Raw genomic sequence first — 25,217 nt, forward strand, 5'->3', positions numbered from 1 at the left:
AAATCCGCATTTTGTTCTTGCAATGTTCTCATTTGTCGGATAGGAATTTAATCATCTTAGACGCGGCATGCGGCACCATGAACCGCCCTGGAGCTACCGATGAACGAGCAGTCCCTTGCTGGGCAGGCGGCATTCGCGCCTGCCAATACGCCAGACGTTGCCAACGCCTTGATTGCCGATGCCGGTCTCAGGGTCGACACCGAGCGCCGTCGCGGACGCGGCGCCGGATTGAACCCGAGCGGCCGCTTCGAACCGCACCAGCGCGAGGCCTTCGACGACGGCTGGCAAAGCTGGGAAGAGCTGCCGCCCTTCAAGACCGAGGTGCAGGTGGAAAAGCCGCGCACCGCGATCACGCGTAACGAATCGCCCGATATTCCCTTCGATCGCTCCATCAATCCCTATCGCGGCTGCGAGCATGGCTGCATCTACTGTTTCGCGCGGCCGACGCATGCCTATATGGGCCTGTCGGCGGGACTCGATTTCGAATCGAAGCTGTTTGCCAAGCCGGATGCGGCCAAGCTTCTGGAACGCGAGCTGGCAAAACCCGGCTACAAGCCACGCGTCATCGCCATCGGCACCAACACGGACCCCTATCAGCCGATCGAGAAGGAATGGCGGATCATGCGCCAGATCCTCGAAGTGCTGAACCGGGCGAACCATCCGGTCGCCATCGTTACCAAATCGGCGCTGGTCATGCGCGATATCGATATCCTCAAGGACATGGCCGCGAAGAATCTTGTACGGGTGGGACTGTCGGTAACGACGCTCGACCGGAAACTGGCGCGCACGATGGAGCCGCGCGCTGCAACGCCGACGCGGCGGCTGGAGGCGATCCAGGCCTTGAGTGAGGCCGGCATCCGCACTTCGATCCTGGTGGCGCCGATCATCCCTGCCCTCAACGATCACGAGATCGAGCGCATTCTCGATGCGGGCAAGGCGGCCGGCGCGACGGAAGCGAGCTATGTCATCCTGCGGCTGCCGCTGGAGGTGAGCCCGCTGTTTCGCGACTGGCTGCTGCAGCACTATCCGGACCGCTATCGCCATGTCATGTCGCTGATCCGCTCGATGCGCGGCGGCAAGGATTACGATGCGGAATTCGGTAAGCGCATGAAGGGCGCCGGGCCTTATGCCTGGCAGATCAGCCGCCGCTTCGAAATGGCGACGCGGCGGCTTGAGCTGACGCGCCGCAATATCGCGTTGCGCGACGACCTGTTCGTGCCGCCTGACGGTAGCGGCGTCCAGCTGTCGCTGCTCTGATTCTTCGAATCTGACCTTCCTTGCGGGCTTTCCCTGTGCCCGCTGGAAAAGCCCCCCGGTTCGCCGCCCTGATCCACCGGGGGCTTGCAGGAGATCGGGTGGTGTGCGAGCTTCGCCGCATGTCACGCCGCGCGCCACCCGATTCTCCAATGCTGTTCGAGGACGCCCCGCTCATTCCCACCTTCGAGCTGGAACTGATTGCGCGACGTGCCGGGCATTGGCCGGTTGCCGGAGCCGATGAGGTCGGCCGGGGGCCGCTCGCGGGACCGGTCGTGGCCGCCGCCGTCATTCTCGACCCCGACCACATTCCGAACGGGCTGAACGATTCCAAGCAGCTGACCGCCGCCAGGCGCGAAGAACTGTTCGTCGAGATCCTTGCGACAGCAACGGTATCCATCGCCTCGTCGAGTGCAACCCGCATCGACACGACGGATATCCGCAAGGCAAGCCTCGATGCGATGCGCCGAGCCATTTGCGGGCTGGCAATGCCGGCAAGCTACGTGCTGACCGACGGGCTCGACGTACCTGCCGGGCTTGCCTGCCCCGGAAAGGCTGTGGTCAAGGGCGATGCGCGCTCCTTCTCGATCGCCGCCGCCTCGATCGTCGCCAAGGTGACCCGCGACCGGATGATGGCCCGCGCGGCGGTGGTTTTCCCCGCCTATGGTTTTGCAGCCCATGCCGGCTATGGCACGGTGCAGCATCGCACCGGTATCGAGGAGCACGGTCCCTGCTCCCTGCATCGCATGAGCTTCCGCCCCTTGCGCAAAGAGGCTGTCTGACACTCAGCGCGTCAGCCCAGCAACGATCTCCACCGACCATTTCGCGACATAGGCGATATCTTCCCTGTAGATGCGATCATGTCCGTCCTGCAGATTGCGGCGATATCTCTCGATGCCGCGCGCGGCCTCATGTTCCATGAAGGTGAACAGCGCCTGAAGCCGCTCGACAATGATATCAGGCAACGAGGGACGCTCGGCAAGCGGTAGCCCATAGGCATCCACGAAGATGCGGGCGCGATTGATCTGATCGGCAAGCCTATCCAGTCCCTCGATGGCGATACCTGAGGACAAGGGTGCCCAGCGATAGATCGCATAGGCCAGATCCCAGCTACGGGAACCGGGATGCGCGGCCTCGAAATCAATAATACCAGTCACTTCGCCGTCGTTCAGGACGATATTGTAGGGGGCGAAATCGCCGTGGCAAATGGTCTCGCAGGGCGAACGGGCCGGCAATTGCCAGGCGTACGCAGCCGCAAGGCCTTCCGCGAACAGGGCGGAGCAATCGTGATAGCGACGCAGCAGCGAAGCGGCCGATCGCAGTGCCCTTTCGCTGCGCATATCGGTGCGATCATCGAGATCGCCGGTATCTCCGGGCAGATAAGTCACCCTTTCCCAGGCGTCGTCATACCCACCCGGAAACGGCGCCACGTCGAAACCATGCCGATGCAGGGCAGCCAGCAGGGCATGCACGCCTGGTGTCCAGCGCCGCGCTGACCTGACGATAAACTTGCCCTGACGAAATGGTTCGTCACCTGTCGCTGACTGCATCCACACTCCCCCAAGCTCATGATTTTGCAGTCCGTTGCTGCGATAATCAACCCGCAAGTGACCTGATAGGCGATGTGAGTGAGGTGCGAAGCTGAAGGTCGGAGCTTTGAAGGGCGCGGATGGCCCCTTGCCTTTTCATCAACAAAAAAGCCCCGCCGAAGCGGGGCTCTTTGAATTTCGATGTTCCGCAGGCTCAGTTCAGCCGCGTCTTCACTTCCTTGACGGCATCATTGAAGAGACCGGACTGGATGCTACCATCGGCCTTCTTCGCCAGAACCGATTCAGCAGCTGCGATCGCGAGATCGACGGCAGCGGAGCGGACCGCCTTCATCGCATCGGCTTCCGCCTGCTTGATCTTCTGCTCGGACAAAGCCGTGCGGTTGGCGACGAATTCCTCCGTCTTCTTGCGGGCTTCGGCCGTCAGCATTTCGGCTTCGCGCTCGGCGGCGGCAACGATATGCGCTGCTTCGGCCTCAGCTTCCTTACGCTTGCGCTGATATTCGGCCAGCAGGTGCTGGGCTTCTTCGCGCAAGCGCTTGGCTTCTGCCAGCTCGTTACGGATCTGGTCGGCGCGGTCGTCCAGCGACTTTGCCATCATGCCCGGAACCTTCAGATAAACGACCAGGCCGAGAAAGATGAGAAGGCCGACAAACGCGAAGAACGTATTGTCAAAAGCGAATTCCATGGATCACCCCTCCTGCTTGGCGGCAGCTGCTGCAACCGCGGAGGCGACATCAGCCTTGCCAGCAACATTGCCAACCAGCTGCTCGACAACGGCACCAGCCGTCTCCTCGGCAATCGCGCCGACATCGCCGAAGGCTTTCGCCTTGATTTCTGCGATGCGGCCCTCGGCAGCCTTGAGCTTTTCGGCAAGGCTCGCCTCGATCGCCTTGCGATCTTCCTCGGCCTTGGCCTTGGCGGCATCGCGGGCGCTGGCGCCAATGGAGTTCGCCTTGGCGCGCGCGGCGGCCAGTTCGCTTTCATAGGTCGCAACGGCGGCGTCGGCCTCGGCCTTCAGACGCGAGGCTTCCTCGATATCCTGGGCGATACGGTCATGCCGGCTCTCCAGAATACCGCCAACACGCGGGATGACGATCTTCTGCATGGCCAGATAGAAGATAACGAAGGTGATCGCCAGCCAAAGCAGCTGTGACGGATACATCGTATGGTCGAACGGCGGGAATACGCCGGCGTGATGGCCCTGCTCGGGCGCACCCGTTTCCGTGTGCACCTCGCCGGCGGCCGGCGGAGCTTCATCAGCATATGCCGGGGTCACAAACATGCTCACCTCCAGGTGGTCTGCAAATACAAAGAATCACGGCTCGCAAACCGCGAACCGTGATCTATGACGCCGCTGATATCAGACGACGAAGAGCAGGAGGAGAGCGACGAGCAGCGAGAAGATGCCCAGAGCTTCCGTAACGGCGAAGCCGAATACCAGACGGCCGAACTGGCTGTCAGCAGCCGACGGGTTGCGCAGTGCGCCGGACAGGTAGCTGCCGAAGATATTGCCGAGGCCAAGAGCCGTGCCGGCCATACCAAAGCAGGCCAAACCTGCGCCGATGAACTTTGCTGCTTCCGCGTCCATGTTGTACTCCTTTGAAATGGTTGTGCGGTGAATGACTGACGCCCTTAGACGCCAATGTCTTTATCCTTAGTGGCCACCCGGGTGAACTGCGTCATTGAGGTACATGCAAGTCAGCACCGCGAAGACGTAGGCCTGGAGAAAGGCGACGAGGAACTCAAGACCGGTGATGGCGACGGTCATGATGAGGGGAAGGATGGCGCCACCGATACCGAGTGCGCCGAGGGCTCCGAGCGAGGCAACGAAGCCTGCGAACACCTTAAGCGTGATATGGCCAGCCAGCATGTTGGCAAAGAGACGAACGGAGAGCGAAATCGGCCGAGACAGGAAAGAGATGATCTCGATGACCACGACCAACGGCAGGAGAACGCCGGGAACACCTTCCGGCACGAAGAGCTTGAGAAAGCCGAAGCCGTGCTTGAAGAAACCGTAGATAATAACCGTCGAGATAACTAGCAAAGCCAATGCGAAGGTAACGATGATCTGGCTGGTAACGGTGTAGAAATACGGAACAAGCCCGATCAGGTTTGCCGTCAGCACAAACATGAAGAGCGAAAAGACCAGCGGGAAGAACTTCATTCCCTTCGTCCCCGCCCCTTCCTTCAGCATCGAGGCGATGAACTCATAGGCCATTTCCGCCACGGATTGCGCACGGGTCGGAATGACCCCGCGCGGCGCGGCGGCGAAATACAGGAAACCGGCAGAGAGTGCCGCGGAAGCAATCATGAACAGCGAAACGTTGGTGAACGAGAAATCAATTCCACCGATATCGATCGGGATAATCTTCAAGATCTGGAACTGATGGGTAGGATCGTTTGCCACCGCTTGTTCTCTTTCATTGTTCCGCTCCACCGAGCGGATGCCTGTCATTTGGAAGCTACGTCGAAGCGCTACTTCCGCTCATTTCTTATCCGGCCCACGTTCCTCGAGCTTCGGTGTCGTCACCTTGCCCGCCGAACGCAGTACATTCAGTACGCCGGCACAGAATCCGAGAAGCAGCAAAATAATCATGCCCCACGGCGTCGTACCGACAAAACGGTCGAAGACATAGCCCAGAACAGCGCCCACGATGATGGCAGCAATGAATTCACTGGAAAGCTTCATCGCCAGAGCATAGCCCTTACGGCTTGCCTCGGCACGAACCTCCCCGTGCTCACCCTCTCTCACCGCAGCGCGCTTGCTCGCCAACTCGGCCCCCAGCTCCGCCCGCCGCTTTTCCAGACTTTCGTCGCGATCATCCGTCATGGTGGCATCCTCCTATTTTCGTTGCGCGTATCCCATTTCCCCGGTCAACGCGTAAACGAACAGCAGGTTTCGCCACCTTTCGGCCCGTTTTGAAGTCGCGCGCAACATAGTTTTAGGAAAAAGCATAGTCAAGGCGTAGACGTCATCTGTCCAGCCATAAATTAGCTCAATTGAATCATGAACTTAAACCAAAGAAGCCATACCGGGCGAAAACTGAGCCGAAGAATCCTCTTCAGCCCAGGCTTTCCTGTGGCTTTTTTGCCGACAAATGCGGCGCTTGGCGTGGCGTCAGTTCGCCGGAACCGGCCGCCTCAGCTCCAGCCGCCGCCATAAGTCCTATAGAAGATGTGCATGCCTATGCGGCCGACCTTCACCATTTCGGCCGCCCATTTCGGCCGGACGTAGACGGCATGATAGTGGGTTGCCGAGCCGACTTCCGGCAGCCAGATCTTGCCCGCGGTGACGGCCATGGCGACCTGGCGGGCAATGCGCCAATGCTCTGGAGAGTTGACGCGCTCCTTCACATTGTCGCAGGCAAAGGAGAACTGACAGGCATTGTGCCAGTCTTCGTTCTGATAGACGACGCCGCAGATGGTCTTGGGATAGGCGGGATTGCGGACGCGGTTGAGGATGACTTGGGCGACGGCCGCCTGCCCCTTCACGGACTCGCCGCGCGCCTCGAAATAGATGCCGGTGGCAAGGCACTGCTGCTCGTCCGACGAGAAAACCGAAGGCGGCAGGACATTGGCCGCCCAGAGATGATCCTTGGGTCCGATCTGCGGCACGAAGCGACCTTCGCCGTCCTGATCCTTGGCAAGAATGGAATCGAAGGGCGAGACGCGGGCATAGTCCGGCGCCGGCGAGGCATAGGCGGCAGCCAGAACATCGGCATTCTGATTGGTGACCAGATTGGCGATGTAGGCCGGCACGCTATCGTCCAGCTTCGGCGGCTGCTTCTTGTAGAAGGCGGTCGCGATCTGGATTTCCTTGCCGCCGAGCTTCGGCTTCAGGAATGCGGTGCGCTCGCCGGTGTCGGATTCCGGCCGGAACAGCAGGCTCTGCCGCTGCAGCACGGAGCCGGCGGAAAAATCCTTCGGCGGCTGCATCGGCGAGACGGCCACCACCCTGCCCTTCTTGTCCTGCCGGTTGATGCGGTCCTCATCGGGCCGGGGGTCGCTGCCCTTCTGTTCGGATTGGAAGGCGACGCGACGCCCATCCGGCAGCACCAGACCACCATCGCCAACAGCCATGGAGGCCTTGGCATCGCCGAAGGCCAGTTCCGCCTGATGGGTGGAGCCGGCTGGCGAGTCGGTCATCACCATCCGCCAATTGGCCCCTTCCCTATCGATACCGGCAAGCAGGCTGGCAAGGTCGCCATAGGCGGCTGTCGATGGAAAGATCAGCCAGGCGCAAAGTCCGAAGACGGCCGGAGAAGTCCAGTTTTGTGGCAGGAACCGCAGCTTGCGGCTGACATAACGCGAGCGAGACAACACCGGACTCCAAACGGCACTCAAAACCAGGAGCCGGAATAGTCTCCCATTAACCTTGATGGATGGTTAATTCAGGCGTTTCTATGGTTACGAATGGAGTATTCGAAACCGATGCGTTGAGAATTCACATCAGAGCCGTGAGCAACTCCGCGCCAGGCGTTGGCTCGATATGCTCCGCCGCCATGTACCGGCGCACTAGGAGCACTGAGACATAAGTCCAGCCGATCATCTGCAAAGCATTGGATATCAAAGACGCCGCAACGGTGGGGATATTCAACTGACCATTCACGATCAAATCCGCACCCCTGACAGAACTCGCAAGAATTCCCACAATCACGCCGGCAACGAGTGGAACGGCTAGGCCCAGGAATACCAGAGACGCCGTCGAAGGTAACCGCTTCAGACCTCTGCGCAGTGCATCTCCCATACTCGCACTGGTGCCATGAAGGCGGGCCGGTAACCACGTGCCAAGCAGGGAAAAGACGATGGTAAGCGTTATCAAGAACGCCAGCGTCGCCCACAGCACGACGTAAGCCTTTCCAACGTCGTTCGATTTCAAAAGAATAACCAGGATCGGCAGCATTATCAGGAACGCTGCCAGAGTCAGCGCCACACTCCTGAACATATATCCAGCGAACGGAAGCTTTCTGCCCTTGGCCGCCGCGGTGAAATTCTGATCTCGTAAAACCGAGTTCTGAACATTCATCGACAATATGCTCATTAAAACAAAAGTGGCGCCAGCCGAAGCCGATCGCCCAGAATACTCATCGAAAATCGAAGCGCCAACCGAGCACAGGATAAACGTCGCGTAAAACGCCAAGTTATGACGTGCAATGGACAAGGACTGTTTAAGCATTTGCGTTCGCCTCCCCCCGAGAGCATAGCATCACTTTCGCCTTTAAATTGAATAGGCCAGCACCCGCTTGCGCAATAGAAAAATGAAAAGGCCCGGCGGATATCCACCGGGCCTTCGAATAATTGGCGATAAAGCCAGCCTCAGATGATGACGTGCGAGCCCAGTTCCACCACGCGGTTGGCCGGCAGGCGGAAGTAGTCTGACGGGTCGGTCGCCGCGTTGGCGAGCGCGATATAGAGCCGGTCCTGCCAGTGCGGCATGCCGGATTTGGCGTCCGGCACCAGCTTGCGGCGTCCGAGATAGAAGGAGGTCGACATGATATCGAACTTCAGGCCCGTCTTGCGCAGCGTCGCCAATGCCTGCGAGACGTTCTGCGATTCCATGAAGCCGAAGCGCAGCTCGACGCGCGAGAAGCGCTCGGAAACCTTCTCGACCGAATAACGATCCTCCTGGGCGACGCGCGGCTTGTTGATGGTGCGGATCGTCAGGATGACGTTCTTGTCGTGCAGAACGTGATTGTGCTTCAGATTATGCAGCAGCGCGGCAGGCGCGGATTCCGGATCGCTGGTCAGGAAGATCGCCGTGCCGGGCACATGTGCGGGCGAGTGATCGCTCTTGCGCTCGATCGAGCTGACGAAGGACGACAGCGGGATATCGGTGTGCCTGGTCTTTTCCATGAGGATCGAGGTGCCGCGGCGCCAGGTCCACATGATGACGGTGAAGGCAGTCGCGATCATCACCGGAACATAACCGCCGTCATGAATCTTCAGCAGGTTGGCGCCAAGGAAGACGAATTCCAGCAGCAGCAACGGCGTCAGCACGGCGACAGCCATGGGCAGCGACCAGTTCCAGCGGACACGGACGAATTCGAAGGCCATGATCGAGGTGACGACCATCGCGCCGGTCACCGAGATACCATAGGCCGTTGCCAGAGCGTCCGAGGTTTTGAAGGCCAGAACGAGGAAGATGACGCCGAAGAACAGGACCGTATTGACCGACGGCAGGAAGATCTGCCCGGTATTGGTCTCGGAGGTAAACAGGATTTCCATGCGCGGCAGGAAGCCGAGATGGATGGCCTGGCGGGTGAGCGAGAAAGCGCCCGTAATGACGGCCTGGCTGGCAATGATGGTCGCCATGGTGGCGAGAATGACGACAGGCAGGATCGCCCAATGCGGATACATCAGGAAGAAGGGATCGGACATGGCCATCGGGTCGCGCAGCACCAGCGCGCCTTGACCGAAGTAGTTCAAAGTCAGCGACGGAAACACCAGCACAAACCAGGCCCACTGGATCGGACGGCGGCCGAAATGGCCGAGGTCGGCATAGAGCGCTTCAGCACCTGTCACCGTCAGGAATACCGCGCCGAGCACCACGACGCCGAGAAAGCCTTCATGCAAGAGAAAGCTCACCGCATACCAGGGATTAAGCGCCGCCAGAATGCTGTAGTCGTCGGAAATGTGCATGATGCCGGCAAGGCCCATGACGATGAACCAGATGGCGGTGATCGGGCCGAAGAAACGGGCGACGGCGCCGGTGCCATGCGATTGGATCGCGAAAAGCAGCGCCAGGATCGCGACCGATATGGGTACGATATAATCCGCGAACTTCGGCGTGACGAGCTTCAGACCTTCGACCGCCGACAGAACTGAAAGCGCCGGCGTAATCATCGCGTCGCCGAGGAAGAGCGCGGCGCCCAGCAAGCCCAGCAGCATCAGGATGGCGGTGTGGCCGTTCGCCGTCTTCATCAACAGCGCCAGGAGCGACAATGTGCCGCCTTCGCCGTCATTGTCCGCGCGGAGCAGAAAAAGGACATATTTGATCGTGACGATGATCGTCAGCGTCCAAAACATCAGCGAGATGACGCTGATGACTTCGCCGCGCGTCAGACCGTCGGCGGCCACCGGTTTCAATGCCTCGCGAAAGGCATAGAGTGGGCTGGTACCGATATCGCCATAGACCACGCCGATCGAACCGAGCGCGAGGTAGGCAAGCTTGCGAGAGTTCATTTTCCCGTCGGGAGAATGATCGGTTTGGTTAGACATTCAGGATCACTAGACTCTCAGAGCCAGCCTTTCCAGCGAAAAAAGAAAAACGGAACGATGGCGGAGACCACCATCAACAACAACGATCCCGGGTAGCCGAAGACATAATGCAGTTCGGGCATATGCTCGAAATTCATGCCATAGACGGACGCCACGAGCGTCGGCGGCAGGAACACCACGGAAGCGATCGAAAAGATCTTGATGATGGTGTTCTGCTCGATATTGATCAGCCCGAGCGATGCATCCAGCAGGAAGGTAATGTTTCCCGCGACGAAGGACGCGTGCTCCGACAGTGACTGCACATCCCGCGAGACATTGCGACACAGTTCCCTGGCCTCGTGGTCCTGCTGCATGGCGGGGATGGTATGAAGAAAGGTCAGCAGCCGGGACAGCGAACTCAGGCTGTCCCGTACCTTGCTCAGCGTACGATGATAACCTGCGATGTCCTTGAGCTTTTCTTCCAGATAGTTCGCCGGCCGGCGGATCTTCTTTACGCGATCGCCGAACACATGCACCGACAATATATCGATACCCGCAACGGTCTGTTCAAGGACCTCGGCGGTGCGGTCGACGATCGTTTCCAAAAGTTTGGCAAGGAGCGCGACACCGGTGCGCCGCTCCTGCGGAATGCGCTGCAGCGCCGCGATGAAGAGCGCGAAGGACTTCGGCTGCGCATAGCGGATGGTGACCAGCCGATGTCCCGTCAGGATGAAGGCGACGTCGGTGAGCATCGGCAAATTCGTATCGGCCTTCCATAACAGCGAGGCTGTCAGAAAGACGGAGCCGTTCTCGACATAGAGGCGGCTCGACGGCTCGATGTCCTTCATGTCCTCACGGGTCGGCACCTCGAGCCCAAGCAGGCGCTCGATGCTTGTTTCCTCTTCGCGGGAGGGATCGACCATATCGATCCAGACGGCATTGTCTGGCAGCCGATGGGCAGCCGAAAGATCAGGAAGCTCGAGCGGCTTCTGGTCAGAGCAATAGGCAGTTATCAACTGCTCGCTCCCGCAGCGGCGGAGGCAAAGCCGGCGTCAGGGCGCTTTGCGCGCACTCGCTGCGATCCCACCAATGGCCAATGAAAAAAGCTCATAAAACCCCGGTCGTATCCCGCCGGTCCGGCCGGGAATCCGTGTCCATGTTCCATTGCGCTGCTGTACCAATCCTTCGTCCGTCCCGGCGAAGACGCCTGCTCGGACGAAATAAAACCACCATGCGGCGGGGGCCGGTCATTGGAAACGACCGACCAGTTCCACGCAGGCGGCGCATATGCAGCAAAGCTCGCAAAGAATCAAGTCACAACCTCTTCATCGCGCGCTTTCACCGCAATTTGGCTATTCTTGCGAAGTCATAGCACAGGATGCCGACAAGACAATCCGTCACTATATGGAAAGCCTGGATGTCTTTGTGAATTATTCAAATACGATCGCCGGTGCCGCGCGCTGCGGCGTGCCGATCACCTGCTTCCAGACATTGGCCGCGATCTCGCGATAGATATTCGCAACCACCCCGTTCGGTTCGGCGGCGACGAGCGGCGTGCCGGCATCCGAGGTCTCGCGAATGCCCATGGTCAGCGGCACTTCGCCGAGGAAAGGCACGCCGATGCGCTCGGCCTCCTTGCGGGCGCCGCCATGGCCGAAAATATCATAGCGGGCGCCGGTATCCGGAGCGATGAAGTAGCTCATGTTCTCGACGATGCCGAGCACGGGAACCTCGACCTTGCGGAACATGTTGAGACCCTTGCGCGCATCGATCAGCGCCAGATCCTGTGGCGTTGACACGATCACCGCCCCGGCAAGCGGCACCTGCTGCGCCATCGTCAACTGCACGTCGCCTGTGCCGGGCGGCATGTCGACGACGAGCACGTCGAGCTCTCCCCAGGCGACTTCGCGCAACATCTGCAGCAGCGCGGACTGGACCATCGGCCCGCGCCAGATCATCGCGGTTTCCTCTTCGACGAGGAAGCCCATCGACATGACCTTGAGACCATAATTCTCCATGGGAACGATGATGCGGCCATCGATCTGTGACGGCTTGCCAGAAATCTTCAGCAGGCGCGGCATAGAAGGGCCGTAGATATCGGCGTCGAGAATGCCGACGCGCAGCCCGTTGGCAAGCAGGCCAAGCGCAAGATTGACCGCCGTCGTCGACTTGCCGACGCCGCCCTTGCCCGAGGCGACCGCGATGATGGACTTGACGCCCGGAACGCCGATCTTGGCGGCACGCGGCGGCTGTGGCGGCGCGTGCGGATGCGGATGTGAATGGCCATGCGAGGCGGCTTGCGCCGGTGCCGGCCGGGGGGTCGTAGCGCCGGCCTTCTTGTCGGCGGTCAGAGCAACCATGGCGCCCTTGACGCCGGGCATGTCCTTGATGACGCGCTCGGCCGCAAGGCGCATCGGCTCCAGATCCTTGGCCCGTTCGGCGGGAACGGTGATGGAAAAGTAGACCTTGCCATCTGAAATGAAGACATCCGACACCATGCCGAGCTCGACGATGTTGTGCTCCAGGTCCGGGCCGCGAACCGTCTTCAACTTCTCCAGCACCTGTTCCTTGGTGATGTCTGCCATTTCGTCCTCACTGCGGAATCTCTTTCGGCAGCACGGCATCGACCGGACACTTTCCGAAATCATTCTGGCTTAGATAGTGGAGCGGCGGGACTTCGCCAAACGAAATTCGGGACGCTGCCGATAAAAAGCGTCTTCGTTGCGGCCGGCAGGTCCGCCGGGTCCATCAGGACCCTTACCAGCCGCAACGCTCTCCCAGTTCGGGAAGACCTGATCGCGGGCCGACATAGAGCAGACATTAGAAAGGAATAGGGCAATGGCGCGAAAATCGCTTCGCCGACATATTCGATCTTTGTAAGCGTGTTAAATAAGCAACAACCGCCGCCGACCCCTTCGCCAGGAGAAGCTGTGGCGAAAGCATCGGCGACGGTCGTTTGATCCGCGCACGTTTCATCGGCGCTGTTATCAAAGTCCCCTCTGGACCTCTGTCTTTTCAGAAGCAGGAAGCGTGCCAGTTTTGAAAACTGTCATAAAACAAATATATTTCAATAGTTTGCCTTCTTCCGCCCCCGAATCGAGGCAACAGACCATCGCCCCGCGCTTCATCATATTTTATTCGCAGCGCACAAAATTCGTTCACAGGCTGCTCGAATCTCGATCATCGCGGCGGGACGGCGATGTCACTATTTGATCAATCCGACGCGCAACGCCTTGGCGACGGCCTGCGTGCGGTTGACGGTATCGAGCTTCTTGGTGGCACGGTTGAGGTAATGGTTGACCGTATGCTCCGACAGAGAGAGGATTTCGGCGATCTCGGCGCTGGTCTTTCCGGCCGCCGTCCAGTTCAGGCAGTCGATCTCCCGGTCTGTGAGAGCATCGACGACGCGAACATCGAGATTACGGATCTCGGCAAGTCGGTCGAAAACATGAACTGCAATATAGAAAAGGTTCTTCACCTCTTCCGCCGCAAAGAGTTCGCGATCACCCCCCAAGCAAACAGCGCCACGAAGACCGGAGGCATCGTGGGTCGGGAAGTAGACGAAACGCGACATGCGGAAACGTTCGAATAGGGCGACGACGAGCTGCGACTTGCCCTCTCCGCGATTGGCGCTTGCGGCCACCTCATAAAGAAACGGCAGCGTGGAGCCGCGTAGACGTTGCAGCACGGGACTGCTCGACAGCAAGCCTTCCTGATCGTAGATCGACAGCAGTTCGGCCGGCCAGTTGTTGATCACCGAGTTGCTCTGAAGGTCCGAGGAGGTAATCGGCGGCAGATTGAGCACCATGAAGGCTCGGCAACGGTAGGCTTCCGTCAGCCCCTTCATGAAACGAAATACATCGAACTGCGTCTTAAGCCTGCTGATTTCTTCGATAAGGTCCTCGCCACGAGGAGACATTCCCGCCTGTATCAATGCCGCCATCATCAGTCTTCTTTATGTAAAAGAGGGAAAAAATACGAAACTTCCGTCTCTTGCCCCTCACGATTATCGCGCCGGCACCGATATCAGGCGCTCGGCAAAATATAAGTTTTCCAAAATCGTGACTGCATCAACGCCCGTTACTATTATGTCCGCTCATCACCTCGCCAAATCTTGCATGATCCCAACAATCACTTGGAGATAATGGCAGTTCTTCCGCATATCTCAACAGTAAAATTCAAGATAAACGAGCAATTTTGCTAAGATCCGGCGCCCGCAGCATTAAATCCGCAGGTTTCGGACAGCCGTTGCGCGAAATTTACAGGATTAACGCTTGGGGCCCATGCGGTTGCGCATGTCCATCATGATCGAATCAGCAGCAGCGACCACCAAAGGCGCCCATGCCTGCAACTTCTGCGATGTGACTCGATAGGCCGGGCCGGTCACCGAGACGCCGGCCAGCATATGGCCGTCGTCGGAGCGGATCGGCGCGGCAACGCAGCATATGCCGCTTTCGTGCTCCTCAAGATCGAAGGCATAGCCCCGCGCCCGGATTTCGAACATATCCGAGAGCAGATCGGAAGCGTCGCGACGCGTATGCTCGGTATAAGGGCGAAATTCGAGACCGGAGACCCTTGCCGCAAGCTCGGCATCGTCGAGCGCGGAAAGAGCCGCCTTGCCGACGCCGGTGCAATAGGCCGGAGATGCGTTGCCGACCTGCGAATACATCCGCACGGATTGCCGCCCCTCAACCTTGTCGAGATAGATGACCTCGGTACCGCGCAGGACGCCGAGATGCACGGTTTCTCCGGTCACCTCCTGCAGGCGGTGCAGATGCGGCTCGGCAACGGCGCGAAATTCGTTGCGCGCCCAGCTGCGCGAGGCGAGCGTCAGGAGCCTGAGACCGATGAGATAGCGCCCGTCGCGATCGACCTCCAGAAGCCCCTCCTCGACGAGGTGTGACAATTGCCTATGCAGCGTGCCGCGTGGCTGATCGGAGAGCGCAAGAATATCCGTGAAGCGCATGGGACCATCGGCGAGCGCGACGAGGTCGAGCAGGGAGACGAGCTTTCCCAGCGTTCCGGTTTCCCGGTCGCGACGCTCTTTATTTTTCCCACCCTCTGAACCCAGATCCGTGCTCATTCATTTATCTCTCGCACAGCCGCACTAGAGCCGGATGGTTTCAGGTTGAAACGACCTAAAATCTGAATCCGCTCCAGAATCGAAGAAGTAGAGCATGATGTCGTCCGAAAACCGATCACACTTTTCGGCATCATGCTCTATCCTTGACACGATGACAGGGTAGACCGATAATTCCATATAGTCAAATTATGTTCCGAATAATGGAACTTTATCGATCCGGGAGGAGACATCTTGGTGGGCACTCAGACGCAATTTCCCGATCTGAAAGATCGCACCGTCCTCGTCACCGGCGGCGGCTCCGGCATCGGCGCAAGCCTCGTCGAAGCCTTCGCAAAGCAAGGCGCGAAAGTCGCTTTCATCGACATCGTCGAGGAACCCAGCAAGGCATTGGCGGCCAGGCTTTCGGCGCAGTCGGCCCATCCCGTTGCCTTCTATCATGCCGACCTGCGCGATGTCGGCGACATCAAGAGCACGGTCGCGGCGGTCGAATCCGACCTCGGGGCGATCCGCGTGCTCGTCAACAACGCAGCCTGGGACGACCGGCACGACATCGACACCACGACGGAAGACTATTGGGACAACAACCAGGCGATCAATCTGAAGCAGGTGTTCTTCGTGTCGCAGGCCGCGGCGCCCGGCATGCGGGCAGCCGGCGGCGGCGCAATCATCAATTTCTCCTCGATCGCCTTCAAGATGAACCCGCCGCTGCTGTCCTCCTACGCAGCCGCAAAGTCCGGCATCATCGGCCTGACCAAGAGCTTTGCCGGCCGCTTCGGCCCGGAGAATATCCGCGTCAACGCGGTTCTGCCCGGCATGATCGTCACCCCTCGACAGCTCGATCTGTGGTTGACCGAGGACGGCATGGCCAAGACCATCGAGCGGCAATGCCTCAAGCGCGTGCTGAGCGCCGACGACCTTGTGGGACCGGTGCTTTTCCTGGCCTCGGACTGCTCGGGCGCCATCACCGGACAAGCGATCACTGTCGATGGCGGCATTTTCTAACCTAAGCTTTCTCACATAAGACTCGGAGCATTTCTCATGACTAAGCCCGCATATGTCGCGGTGGACTGGGGCACCAGCAGTTTCCGGCTGTGGCTGATCGGCGAAGACGGCAGCATTCTGGCGGAGCGCCGCAGCGGCGAAGGCATGACCACGGCTGCCCAAACCGGCTTTGCGAGGGTTCTGCAGGCACATCTCGACGCCGTATCGGCGCCCGATGCCATTCCCGTCATCGTCTGCGGCATGGCCGGCGCGCGCCAGGGCTGGGTGGAAGCCGGATATATCGATACGCCAACATCGCTCGCCGCCATTCTGACCGGCGCCGTCGCCATCCCAGGGCAATCGCGCGACGTGCGCATCCTGCCGGGCCTGGCGCAGCGCAGCCAGGAGGTGCCTGACGTCATGCGCGGCGAGGAGACCCAATTGCTCGGCGCGATCGCCGCCGATGCCAGGGGCGAACAACTCGTCTGCATGCCAGGCACGCATTCGAAATGGGTGCGCGTGCTTGACGGCCGGGTGACGGGCTTCTCCACCTTCATGACCGGCGAACTTTTCGACGTCATTACCAAGCACAGCATCCTGTCGCACGCCGTTGCCGGCGCCGCAGATCTCCCTGCCGATACGAAGGCGTTCGAAGCTGCCCTCAAGGCGACCTTCGATAGGCCGGCTCTTGCCACCAACCTGCTGTTCACGGCCCGCTCCGGCCAGCTTCTGAACGGGCTGACCTCCGCCGGCGCGCAGGCACTGATCTCAGGCACGCTCATTGGCGCTGAAATTGCCGGAGGCCTCGCATCCTCCGGACAGAATGCGGCCATCACACTTGTCGCCTCCGGTCGCCTCCAGGCTCTCTATGAGGATGCGTTCCGCACCCTATCCCTCACCTACAAGACCATCGACGCCGATGCCGCCGTCCGTCGCGGACTTTCCGCCGCGGCCGAAGCGATCTGGTTCAAGAAAGAAAGCAAAAGCTGATGACCACCCGCATCCCCTTCCCGCCTATGAAGCGCCCGCTCATTGCCATTCTTCGCGGTATCAAGCCGGAGGAAACGGCCGATATCGTCGGCGCGCTGATCGAGACCGGCTTCACGGCAATCGAAATTCCGCTGAATTCGCCTGAGGCTTTTCGTTCCATCGAGATTGCCGCCAAGATGGCGCCCGCCGATTGCCTGATCGGCGCCGGCACCGTGTTGACGGTGGAAGACGTCGACAGGCTGGACAGTGCCGGCGGCAAGCTGCTGGTGACGCCGAATGTCGAGCCTGCGGTCATCAGCCGCGCCCGCGACAAGGGCATGGTGACGATGCCAGGCGTCTTCACGGCGACGGAAGCGCTTTCGGCCGCGCGTGCCGGCGCGACCGGCCTCAAATTCTTCCCCGCCGGCGTGCTCGGCGCTTCCGGCATTACAGCCATTCGCGCGGTCCTGCCGCCCGAGCTCGTCATCGCTGCGGTCGGCGGCGTTTCCGACAAGAATTTCGCCGATTACACCAAGGCGGGCGTCCTCGCCTTCGGTCTCGGCACCAGTCTTTACAAGCCGGGAATGACCGCCGCAGAGGTTGCCGAACGCGCCAAGGTGACCATTTATGCCTATGATGCAGCCATAGGAGCCTGATCTATGACCGATATTCATGATTTTCAGGGCAATATTCTCTGCAACACCTCATCCGTCCTGGGAGAAGGCCCGACTTACGACCCGGATACGGACACCGTCTGGTGGTTCAACATCCTCGGCAAGGAACTGCACGAATTGCATCTTCCGACCGGCAAGAAGCAGGTTCACGAGCTGCCGATGATGGCGAGCGTGCTCGCCCGCGTCGACGCGGAACGGCAGATGATCGCCACCGAGCAAGGCCTGTTCCTTCGCGATATCGCGACCGGCGAGTTGAGCTTTTATGCGGCGATCGAAGCCGACAAACCGGAAAACCGCTCCAATGACGGCCGCACGCATGTTTCCGGATCGCTCTGGATCGGCACCATGGGCAAGCGTGCCGAAATGCAGGCGGGCGCGATCTATCATGTCGCCGGCGGCAAGGTCACCAAGATCTTCGATCAGATCAGCATTCCCAATTCCATCTGCTTCTCGCCAGACGGTACGATCGGCTATTTCACCGATACCCGCGTCAGCCAGCTGATGCGCGTGCTGGTCGACCCCGAGACGGGGCTTCCGACCGGTGAGCCGATCGTCATGGTCGACAGCATGGAAGATCCGGGCGGCCTCGACGGCTCGGTCTGCGATGCGGACGGCTATATCTGGAATGCGCGCTGGGGCTCCGGCTTCGTCGACAAATACAGCCCGGATGGCCTGCGCATCGAACGTTATCGCGTGCCCGCCATGCAGCCCTCCTGCCCGGCCTTTATCGGCAAGCACGCGGATCGGCTCGCCGTGACGACCGCTTGGGAAGGACTGGATGAGGAAGCTCGTTCCATGCAGCCCCAGGCCGGCGTGCTTCTAGAGCTCGGCCCGACCGTCCGCGGCGTTTTTGATCCCCCATACAAGCTTTGATTGAAGCCGCCTTCGGGCCGGCATGAGCCCGAAGGCACCGCCGCCTCGCCGGACAATACGGCGACCACCGGCCTATTTCTCCGCAAGACATTGAGCCGCGCATCAAGCCATTTCAAGAACGGCTCAATCTTCCAGGTTATTTTGAAGGTAACAACATACTGAATTTATTGACATATCTTTCCAACCTCACGTCGAATGGCGCCGCTTTCCGCAACTTTTGACGGAACCAAAACTCCCATGAGCCATTAGCCTTTAAGACCGGCACGATGAAGGTCGGCAACTGAAAGCTCCACTCGCGCTGGTAAGTATGCGCGCTCGAAAAGCGTGCCCATCAGAATGAAAGGTAGGTTCACGATGACTGGGAAACTCTTCACTTCTGTCGCCGCAGGCGCAATGTTCGCCACGGCATCCGTGCTTTCACCCATGGCTTTCGCGCAGGCGCAGCAGCCTACAGGTAATGATGCATCGCTGACGCAATCAGCTCCGGCGACGCCGGATGCCACCAAGCCGGACAATTCTGCGACGCAGAAAGGCGCCCAGGCTCCCGCCCCGGCAACAGGGATGGATGAGGCCGCCGGCTATCTGACCGTCCAGTCGGCGGATCAGATCAGCGCCAGGACCTATATGGGCCAGTCGGTCTATAACGGTCAGAATGAAAGCATCGGCAGCATCAACGACTTGATCCTGCAGAAGCAGGGTGGCGTCGTTGCCGCAATCGTCGGCGTCGGCGGTTTCCTTGGCATGGGTCAGAAAAACGTCGCCGTTCCCTTCGACAAGATCAGCGCCACCCAGAATCCCCAGGATGGCACTATCAAGCTGACGACCACCGAAACGGCGGATGCTCTGAAGAACGCGCCGGAGTTCAAGACGCTTTCGATGCAGGCCTCCGAAAAGGCGGCAAGCTCGGCCGGTTCGTCGACAATGCCGGCGACCGACAACACGACCACTTCATCGACGACCAACAAGTAAAATTGCAGTCTGGCGAAACGCGGAAGCGGCGGCCCTTACCGGCCGCCGCTTTCTTTGTCTGCTTGCCGGATCTGGAGTATTTTCGCTTTTCTACAAATCGCAAAAACACTCTATCTTCTTGTTTCGCTATGCATTCCGAACGGAAAACCGCTTCGCACTTTTCCTGGAAATGCTCTAAGCGATTTCGCGTTCGTTGCTGAGATCGAAATAATGCGTCTGCAGGTAGCGAAGCGTCGCGGCGCTGTCTGCCGGTTTCCCGAAATAATAACCCTGCCCCATGGCGCAGCCCAGCGCCTTCAACTTCGCCGCTTCCGCATGTTCCTCGATGCCTTCCGCGACGACGCGCAGCTCAAGCCCTTCGCACATGGCAAGAACCGCCTTGATGATGTGCTCGGACACCCGGTCCGAATTCATGCGCGAGACGAAAGCCCGATCGATCTTCACCTTGTCGAAGATGAATTCGCGCAAGCGCCCGAGACTGGACTGACCAGTGCCGAAATCATCAAGGGAGATGCGCACGCCAACCGCTCGCAGATCGGCGATGATGCGATGGGCCGTATCGGCCGAACTCATGACCGCGGTTTCGGTGATTTCGAGTTCGAGACGATGCGGGTCCAGACCGGCGCGCGTCAGGATGGCAAGAATGCTGCTGCTGGTGCCGGGGTCCATCAGCTGCGCCGACGACAGGTTGAACGACAGGAAAAGCTCGCGCGGCCACGAGAGTGCCGCTTCCGCCGCCTTTCGCAGCAGCGTTTCGGACAGCGCGTCGATGAAGCCGCGCTCCTCGGCGAGCGGCACGAAGACGGCGGGCGAAACGAAGCCGAGATCCGGATCGTTCCAGCGTGCGAGAGCCTCGAAACCGAGAACCGTGTTGTTGGCAAGCGAGACGATCGGCTGGAAATGCACGTCGATCGCGTCGGAAATGATGGCATTGCGCAGCGCCTGCTCGAGCTGCGTTGCGCGCTTCATCTCCTGCGCGATCTCCCTGGAATAGACGGTGATCTGGCCGCGGCCGCGACGCTTGGAGCGGTAGAGCGCCGTATCCGCATTCTTCAGGAGATCGTCGAACTCCTCCCCGGCGAAAGGGTGGATGGCGAAGCCGAAGGATGCGGAAAGGCGGACATTGCGGTCGCCCAGGTCATAGGGCGCGGAAAGCACTTCCCGGATCATCTGCCCGAATTTCTCGGCGCCGACGCGCTCGAAGACGAGCGGCAGGACAAAAGCGAATTCATCGCCGTCGTGGCGCGTCACCATCGCGCCGTCTGGTATGCAGGCCTTCAGACGATGGGCGACCTGGCAAAGGATCTCATCGCCGGCCTCGACGCCGAACAGGTCGTTGATCGGCTTGAAGGCATCGAGATTGACGATCCCGATCGTAAAGGGCGCCGGATCGCCGGCGCGCTCCAACGAAAGCGCACGCGCACGCTCGCGCATGCGATGGCGATTGCCCAATCCGGTTAGCGGATCGGTATAAGCGATTGCCTGCGGCTCCTGACTGATTGGCCCCGGCAGCATTTCAGTCGACTTCATATTTGGTTCCGACCTTTTCTCCACCCGGGGGAAAAGCATGACGGGGAAGTCTTAACAAAGGATACCAAGACGACAGTCATTCGGCGTCGACGATAACTTATCGTCGGGGGTGATACCATTGTAACATTTATCTATTTTGCGCCTTCAGGGCACCGCGCATGTACTTCTGGAACACGGTCTCGATGATATCGGGACTGACCGGCTTCAGGATGACGTCGTCCATGCCGACCTCCGCGCATTCCTTGCGATCGCGCTCGAAAGCCTGTGTCAGCACGCCGATGATCGGCGTATGGGAACCGCTGCCCTTTTCCGCCCCACGGATCAGCCGGGTGGACTCGAAGCCATTCAGCCCAGGCAACGAGATATCCATCAGGATCAGTTCCGGGCGGTGCTCCTGCCACAGGCGCACCGCCTCGTCACCGCTTGCGGCGATGACATAGCTGTATCCCAATCCCTCGAGGATCTGCGAGAAGACGATCTGATTGATGTCATTGTCCTCGGCGACCAGAATCTGCGCGCGCCGCTCCTCCCCGGCCACGCGCCGCCATTCGGGCGCAAGCCCCGGCTCCGTGATATCGCCTAGCTCGCCGCGGATGTTGCGGTTGAAATGACGCGCGATCAGGAAGGCGAGTTCGGTGGCGAGTTGCGAGCCGTTCAGCGATAGCGCGGTCAGGTTCTGCCGCTCGGCCAGCTCTATGCCGCGCTTGCCGAGCTGATTGTCGACGATGACCAGGTCGATCTTGACGCCGTGCTCGCTCGCCACGTCCAGAAACGCCGCCTCTTCGTTCTCGTTGTGAACGACACAGGCTTCGAAGCCGTATTTTTCGAGGGTCTTCAGAGCTGCGGTTTCGGCGGCAAAATCCGGCGTCACCACGAGGACCTTACGGCCGCTGAAATTTTCCGGAACGAAGGTCTCCATGGCGGCAGGGCGGCGCGAAATGGTCTGCAACGCAACCATCGGCACATAGGCGCGGCGATAGGAGCGATCGCTGTTTTCCCTGAGGCTCGATGCCAGCGCGAACTCGTCGAAATCGCCGCCATCCTTGGGCAGGTCCTGCATGGTGCTGACAAGAAAATAGCGGCCGGGCTTGCCGATGCGCTGCTTGCGGGTGACGATGTCGCGTTCGATGCCTTCGCGGGAGATCTGACGCTGCCGCGAGATCGACATCTCGCCGGTCTCGATGACATGCCGGTCGCTCTCATGGAAGCGATTGGCAAGGTCGGTCGAGAAGATATCGATGCTCTTGCGACCCCGCACCTCATCCGCTGCCGTCTGATACTTGTCGCAGAACGCCCGGTTGACCGCGACATAGACGAGGTTCTGGTCCTTGACGAAAACCGGAAACGGCAGGTTGTCGAGAATGTCCTCGGTCAACTGGACGCGCTCCATATCGACGCGCCACTGCTCCTCGCGCTTCTTGACTTCGGAAACGTCGGAGATGATGCAGAAGCCGATGCCCGACGACAGCCGCCGCTTCAGGATGCGCACCCAGCGGTCGTCGGTGAAATGTTCCGTCGTCTCGAAGCGCTCGCGCCAATGCGAGGCTATGCGCTGCGATATCCAGTCGTCGCGATTGGCGACCGTCTTGATTTGATTTTGCTGAGGGCGCACGCCCGTGTCGAAGACCGCGCTCAGAAAGTCGCGCAGGCGCGTGGAAGGCTGCAGGAATTCCGGCTGGATCGGGAAGAAGTTCAAAACCTGACGGCTGGCGAACAGCAACAGATCGTTCTTGTCGTAGGCGAAAAAGGCGCTGGAAAGACCATCGCAGAAAGCATCGAAAAACATCGTCTGCAGACTGCCGCCGAAAGGCGCATCAGCCGTCATCATTGCCAAAGCTGCCTTTTCAATCTCGGCAGTCATTCGTCCGATTCCTACACTCAACCAGTTTCACAACACGGCAAATCGACAGGGCAGCATTCGCTCTGCAAGGCAAATCAGTGGAAGTTGCATGCTGGCCTTGACACTTGAAGCAGATGGCACCTGGCTCATGGAAGTGATGGCCACCAACCTGCCATCAAGAGCCGTCAGCATGCACGGAACGCGCCACCTGCGGTCATTTCAAGTTCTATCCCGGCAACCTGTCATCATTCCCTTAAACATTGATTAAATTTCTTAACAAAGCCCCGGATGGAAACGGGTGGATCATGGCCGGACGGCTGCCTTTCCTCTTTTCACACTGCTGCGAATCCACGACAATGACGCCATGGCCATCAAGCAACTCTCAGAAACACTGATCAACCAGATCGCCGCCGGCGAAGTCATCGAGCGCCCGGCGAGCGCCGCCAAGGAATTGATCGAAAACGCGCTGGATGCCGGCGCAACGCGCATCGAGATTGCCACCGCAGGCGGTGGCAAAGCGCTGCTGAGAGTGACCGACAACGGCTCCGGCATGGAAGAGGCGGATCTCGAACTCGCGGTCCGGCGCCACTGCACCTCGAAGATCTCCGAGACGCTGGAAGATATCCGCACTCTCGGCTTCCGTGGCGAAGCCCTGCCCTCCATCGGCTCGGTGGCGAAGCTTTCGATCGCAAGCCGCAGGCCGGGCGCGGCCGGCGGCGCAGAAGTCGCGGTTGCCGGCGGCAAGCTTGTGCATCTACGCCCGGCAGCCGCCAATCCCGGCACCATCGTCGAGGTGCGCGACCTGTTCTTCGCCACGCCCGCGCGCCTGAAGTTCCTGAAGACCGAGAAGGCTGAGGCGGCCGCCATCACCGAAGTCGTCAAGCGCATGGCGATCGCCTTTCCGCGCGTGCGCTTCGTGCTGTCGGGCAGCGACCGCTCGACGCTCGAATTTCCCGCAACGGGTGACGATCATCTCGCCCGCATGGCGCAGATACTGGGCAGCGACTTCAAGGACAATGCCATCGCTCTCGATGCGGTGCGCGAAGATGTTGGCCTTACCGGCTTTGCCGGCGTTCCCACATTCAATCGCGGCAACTCCACCCATCAATACGCCTTCGTCAACGGCCGGCCGGTGCAGGACAAGCTGATCCTGTCGGCGATCCGCGGCGCCTATGCCGAAACCATCCCCGCCGGACGTTATCCCATCGCCGTCCTTTCCCTGAGGCTCGATCCGGCACTGGTCGACGTCAATGTGCATCCGGCGAAATCCGACGTGCGCTTCCGCGATCCGGGGCTGGTGCGCGGCCTGATCGTCGGCGCGATCCGCGAGGCCTTGACGCGCGAAGGCGACCGCGCAGCCACGACCGGTGCGGACGGCATGCTGCGCGCCTTCACCGCCGGACGCTCGGGCTTCCAGCCGGGTTGGCGACCCTCGCCCGCAACGACCGCCTGGTCGGCAGAAACGTCGCCGTCTCGCCCCTATGAGAGACCCGCCGCAGCGGCAGGCTATCACTTCGCCGAGAGACCCCAAGCCACCTTCGATGGACTTGCAGTCCCCACCGCCCGCGCCGAAGCCGCGCCCCTGGCGGAACCAGCGCGTGCAGAGGAACCGGCCCGGTTTCCGCTGGGTGCCGCGCGGGCGCAACTGCACGAGAACTACATCGTCGCTCAGACGGAGAACGGGCTTGTGATCGTCGATCAGCATGCCGCGCATGAGCGATTGGTCTTCGAAGCGATGCGCAAGGCTCTGCATTCGAAGCGCCTGTCATCACAGGTCCTGCTCATCCCTGAAATCGTCGACCTGCCGGAAGAGGATTGCGACCGGCTGATGGTGTTTGCCGAGGAACTTGGCGACCTCGGCCTTGCCATCGAGCGTTTCGGCCCCGGCGCGGTTGCCGTGCGGGAGACGCCGGCCATGCTCGGCGAGGTCGATGCACAGGGCCTGGTCCGGCAATTGGCGGACGAGATCGCCGAATGGGACACGGCCTCGGGTCTTGCCGCCAAGCTGGAATATGTCGCTGCGACCATGGCCTGCCACGGTTCGGTGCGATCGGGCCGGCGCCTGCGTCCGGAAGAAATGAATGCGCTTTTGCGGCAGATGGAGGCGACGCCCGGCTCCGGACAGTGCAATCATGGCAGGCCGACCTATATAGAGCTGAAGCTCTCTGACATCGAGCGACTGTTCGGGCGCAGCTGACGTCTACCGTTCGTGAAGGAAGCTTTTCCGGGAACCAGTCAGGAAAAGTCGCGCCTGCTGCATCGACCTTTGCGCGTCGTATTTGACGCGCAACGCTGTA

The 25,217-nt window shown here is 60.1% G+C and carries 23 protein-coding genes; 8 read left to right on the top strand and 15 right to left on the bottom strand.

The features are described 5' to 3' along the window. Window positions 1-99: 99 nt before the first annotated feature. Window positions 100-1,257, top strand: coding sequence for a PA0069 family radical SAM protein (locus tag ACIQWP_RS24535; protein ID WP_402793219.1), 1,158 nt, complete (start codon window positions 100-102; stop codon window positions 1,255-1,257). Window positions 1,258-1,376: 119 nt separating this feature from the next. Next, window positions 1,377-2,036: a ribonuclease HII gene (locus tag ACIQWP_RS24540; RefSeq protein ID WP_402793497.1), complete on the top strand. Its 660-nt coding sequence runs from the start codon at window positions 1,377-1,379 to the stop codon at window positions 2,034-2,036. A gap of 3 nt (window positions 2,037-2,039) precedes the next feature. Here ACIQWP_RS24540 and ACIQWP_RS24545 read toward each other — a convergent pair whose 3' ends face one another. From ACIQWP_RS24545 to ACIQWP_RS24605, 13 genes are all read right to left on the bottom strand, one after another. Continuing rightward, entirely contained in the window at window positions 2,040-2,804 is a 765-nt protein-coding gene (locus tag ACIQWP_RS24545) for a phosphotransferase (protein ID WP_402793221.1), read from the bottom strand. 193 nt (window positions 2,805-2,997) lie between these two features. Further along, window positions 2,998-3,489 (bottom strand): F0F1 ATP synthase subunit B, encoded by a 492-nt coding sequence (locus ACIQWP_RS24550; protein ID WP_402793223.1) that lies wholly within the window; start codon window positions 3,487-3,489, stop codon window positions 2,998-3,000. A 3-nt stretch (window positions 3,490-3,492) separates the two neighbouring features. Then, complete coding sequence (locus tag ACIQWP_RS24555) at window positions 3,493-4,086, bottom strand: F0F1 ATP synthase subunit B (RefSeq protein ID WP_402793225.1); 594 nt, start codon at window positions 4,084-4,086, stop codon at window positions 3,493-3,495. 78 nt (window positions 4,087-4,164) lie between these two features. Continuing rightward, on the bottom strand, window positions 4,165-4,392 hold the full coding sequence (locus tag ACIQWP_RS24560; protein ID WP_402793227.1) for a F0F1 ATP synthase subunit C: 228 nt from the start codon (window positions 4,390-4,392) through the stop codon (window positions 4,165-4,167). Between the two features lie 66 nt (window positions 4,393-4,458). Continuing rightward, window positions 4,459-5,211 (bottom strand): F0F1 ATP synthase subunit A, encoded by a 753-nt coding sequence (locus ACIQWP_RS24565; RefSeq protein WP_402793229.1) that lies wholly within the window; start codon window positions 5,209-5,211, stop codon window positions 4,459-4,461. Between the two features lie 78 nt (window positions 5,212-5,289). Further along, window positions 5,290-5,634: an AtpZ/AtpI family protein gene (locus ACIQWP_RS24570; protein WP_402793231.1), complete on the bottom strand. Its 345-nt coding sequence runs from the start codon at window positions 5,632-5,634 to the stop codon at window positions 5,290-5,292. A 311-nt stretch (window positions 5,635-5,945) separates the two neighbouring features. Next, window positions 5,946-7,124, bottom strand: a complete 1,179-nt coding sequence (locus tag ACIQWP_RS24575; protein ID WP_402793233.1) for a cell wall hydrolase — start codon at window positions 7,122-7,124, stop codon at window positions 5,946-5,948. Between the two features lie 124 nt (window positions 7,125-7,248). Continuing rightward, the gene (locus ACIQWP_RS24580; RefSeq protein WP_402793235.1) at window positions 7,249-7,980 is read right to left on the bottom strand and encodes a hypothetical protein; all 732 of its coding nucleotides are present in this window, start codon (window positions 7,978-7,980) and stop codon (window positions 7,249-7,251) included. A 140-nt stretch (window positions 7,981-8,120) separates the two neighbouring features. After that, window positions 8,121-9,986, bottom strand: a complete 1,866-nt coding sequence (locus ACIQWP_RS24585) for a potassium transporter Kup (RefSeq protein WP_402793237.1) — start codon at window positions 9,984-9,986, stop codon at window positions 8,121-8,123. Between the two features lie 53 nt (window positions 9,987-10,039). Then, window positions 10,040-11,017 (bottom strand): magnesium transporter CorA family protein, encoded by a 978-nt coding sequence (locus ACIQWP_RS24590; protein ID WP_402793239.1) that lies wholly within the window; start codon window positions 11,015-11,017, stop codon window positions 10,040-10,042. Between the two features lie 414 nt (window positions 11,018-11,431). Beyond that, a complete protein-coding gene (locus tag ACIQWP_RS24595; protein ID WP_402793241.1) occupies window positions 11,432-12,586 on the bottom strand; it encodes an Mrp/NBP35 family ATP-binding protein in 1,155 nt (384 codons plus the stop codon). Window positions 12,587-13,206: 620 nt separating this feature from the next. After that, a complete protein-coding gene (locus ACIQWP_RS24600) occupies window positions 13,207-13,947 on the bottom strand; it encodes an autoinducer binding domain-containing protein (RefSeq protein WP_402793243.1) in 741 nt (246 codons plus the stop codon). Window positions 13,948-14,268: 321 nt separating this feature from the next. Continuing rightward, window positions 14,269-15,084, bottom strand: a complete 816-nt coding sequence (locus ACIQWP_RS24605) for an IclR family transcriptional regulator (protein ID WP_402793245.1) — start codon at window positions 15,082-15,084, stop codon at window positions 14,269-14,271. A gap of 231 nt (window positions 15,085-15,315) precedes the next feature. On the opposite strand from ACIQWP_RS24605, the gene ACIQWP_RS24610 reads away from it, so the two are divergent. From ACIQWP_RS24610 to ACIQWP_RS24630, 5 genes are all read left to right on the top strand, one after another. Then, window positions 15,316-16,086: an SDR family NAD(P)-dependent oxidoreductase gene (locus tag ACIQWP_RS24610; RefSeq protein WP_402793247.1), complete on the top strand. Its 771-nt coding sequence runs from the start codon at window positions 15,316-15,318 to the stop codon at window positions 16,084-16,086. A gap of 36 nt (window positions 16,087-16,122) precedes the next feature. Beyond that, window positions 16,123-17,055, top strand: coding sequence for a 2-dehydro-3-deoxygalactonokinase (locus ACIQWP_RS24615; protein ID WP_402793249.1), 933 nt, complete (start codon window positions 16,123-16,125; stop codon window positions 17,053-17,055). Next, a complete protein-coding gene (locus ACIQWP_RS24620) occupies window positions 17,055-17,690 on the top strand; it encodes a 2-dehydro-3-deoxy-6-phosphogalactonate aldolase (protein WP_402793251.1) in 636 nt (211 codons plus the stop codon). Before ACIQWP_RS24615 ends, ACIQWP_RS24620 begins: the two co-directional genes overlap by 1 nt. Window positions 17,691-17,693: 3 nt before the next feature. Continuing rightward, the gene (locus ACIQWP_RS24625) at window positions 17,694-18,581 is read left to right on the top strand and encodes an SMP-30/gluconolactonase/LRE family protein (protein ID WP_402793253.1); all 888 of its coding nucleotides are present in this window, start codon (window positions 17,694-17,696) and stop codon (window positions 18,579-18,581) included. A 354-nt stretch (window positions 18,582-18,935) separates the two neighbouring features. Further along, window positions 18,936-19,550 (top strand): PRC-barrel domain-containing protein, encoded by a 615-nt coding sequence (locus ACIQWP_RS24630; RefSeq protein WP_402793255.1) that lies wholly within the window; start codon window positions 18,936-18,938, stop codon window positions 19,548-19,550. Window positions 19,551-19,724: 174 nt separating this feature from the next. On the opposite strand, the gene ACIQWP_RS24635 is transcribed toward ACIQWP_RS24630, so the two are convergent. Together ACIQWP_RS24635 and ACIQWP_RS24640 are read right to left on the bottom strand one after the other, a co-directional pair. Next, on the bottom strand, window positions 19,725-21,080 hold the full coding sequence (locus tag ACIQWP_RS24635; RefSeq protein ID WP_402793257.1) for a putative bifunctional diguanylate cyclase/phosphodiesterase: 1,356 nt from the start codon (window positions 21,078-21,080) through the stop codon (window positions 19,725-19,727). 127 nt (window positions 21,081-21,207) lie between these two features. After that, complete coding sequence (locus tag ACIQWP_RS24640) at window positions 21,208-22,941, bottom strand: response regulator (protein ID WP_402793259.1); 1,734 nt, start codon at window positions 22,939-22,941, stop codon at window positions 21,208-21,210. 343 nt (window positions 22,942-23,284) lie between these two features. Here ACIQWP_RS24640 and mutL point away from each other — a divergent pair, with 343 nt between their 5' ends. Continuing rightward, window positions 23,285-25,117: a DNA mismatch repair endonuclease MutL gene (gene mutL, locus ACIQWP_RS24645; RefSeq protein WP_402793261.1), complete on the top strand. Its 1,833-nt coding sequence runs from the start codon at window positions 23,285-23,287 to the stop codon at window positions 25,115-25,117. Window positions 25,118-25,217: the final 100 nt, after the last annotated feature.

Origin of the sequence: Rhizobium sp. NPDC090279 (assembly GCF_044769665.1) — a bacterium.
GTDB lineage: Bacteria > Pseudomonadota > Alphaproteobacteria > Rhizobiales > Rhizobiaceae > Rhizobium.

What these genes read in the sequence shown, in the direction of transcription:
- ACIQWP_RS24620 (WP_402793251.1), top strand. Translation starts at nt 17,055, where the DNA reads ATGACCACCCGCATCCCCTTCCCGCCTATGAAGCGCCCGCTCATTGCC.
- ACIQWP_RS24635 (WP_402793257.1), bottom strand. Translation starts at nt 21,080, where the DNA reads ATGAAGTCGACTGAAATGCTGCCGGGGCCAATCAGTCAGGAGCCGCAG.
- ACIQWP_RS24630 (WP_402793255.1), top strand. Translation starts at nt 18,936, where the DNA reads ATGACTGGGAAACTCTTCACTTCTGTCGCCGCAGGCGCAATGTTCGCC.
- ACIQWP_RS24605 (WP_402793245.1), bottom strand. Translation starts at nt 15,084, where the DNA reads ATGAGCACGGATCTGGGTTCAGAGGGTGGGAAAAATAAAGAGCGTCGC.
- ACIQWP_RS24615 (WP_402793249.1), top strand. Translation starts at nt 16,123, where the DNA reads ATGACTAAGCCCGCATATGTCGCGGTGGACTGGGGCACCAGCAGTTTC.
- ACIQWP_RS24640 (WP_402793259.1), bottom strand. Translation starts at nt 22,941, where the DNA reads ATGACTGCCGAGATTGAAAAGGCAGCTTTGGCAATGATGACGGCTGAT.
- ACIQWP_RS24535 (WP_402793219.1), top strand. Translation starts at nt 100, where the DNA reads ATGAACGAGCAGTCCCTTGCTGGGCAGGCGGCATTCGCGCCTGCCAAT.
- ACIQWP_RS24595 (WP_402793241.1), bottom strand. Translation starts at nt 12,586, where the DNA reads ATGGCAGACATCACCAAGGAACAGGTGCTGGAGAAGTTGAAGACGGTT.
- ACIQWP_RS24585 (WP_402793237.1), bottom strand. Translation starts at nt 9,986, where the DNA reads ATGAACTCTCGCAAGCTTGCCTACCTCGCGCTCGGTTCGATCGGCGTG.
- ACIQWP_RS24580 (WP_402793235.1), bottom strand. Translation starts at nt 7,980, where the DNA reads ATGCTTAAACAGTCCTTGTCCATTGCACGTCATAACTTGGCGTTTTAC.
- ACIQWP_RS24540 (WP_402793497.1), top strand. Translation starts at nt 1,377, where the DNA reads ATGTCACGCCGCGCGCCACCCGATTCTCCAATGCTGTTCGAGGACGCC.
- ACIQWP_RS24545 (WP_402793221.1), bottom strand. Translation starts at nt 2,804, where the DNA reads ATGCAGTCAGCGACAGGTGACGAACCATTTCGTCAGGGCAAGTTTATC.
- ACIQWP_RS24555 (WP_402793225.1), bottom strand. Translation starts at nt 4,086, where the DNA reads ATGTTTGTGACCCCGGCATATGCTGATGAAGCTCCGCCGGCCGCCGGC.
- ACIQWP_RS24550 (WP_402793223.1), bottom strand. Translation starts at nt 3,489, where the DNA reads ATGGAATTCGCTTTTGACAATACGTTCTTCGCGTTTGTCGGCCTTCTC.
- ACIQWP_RS24560 (WP_402793227.1), bottom strand. Translation starts at nt 4,392, where the DNA reads ATGGACGCGGAAGCAGCAAAGTTCATCGGCGCAGGTTTGGCCTGCTTT.
- ACIQWP_RS24625 (WP_402793253.1), top strand. Translation starts at nt 17,694, where the DNA reads ATGACCGATATTCATGATTTTCAGGGCAATATTCTCTGCAACACCTCA.
- ACIQWP_RS24600 (WP_402793243.1), bottom strand. Translation starts at nt 13,947, where the DNA reads ATGATGGCGGCATTGATACAGGCGGGAATGTCTCCTCGTGGCGAGGAC.
- ACIQWP_RS24570 (WP_402793231.1), bottom strand. Translation starts at nt 5,634, where the DNA reads ATGACGGATGATCGCGACGAAAGTCTGGAAAAGCGGCGGGCGGAGCTG.
- mutL (WP_402793261.1), top strand. Translation starts at nt 23,285, where the DNA reads ATGGCCATCAAGCAACTCTCAGAAACACTGATCAACCAGATCGCCGCC.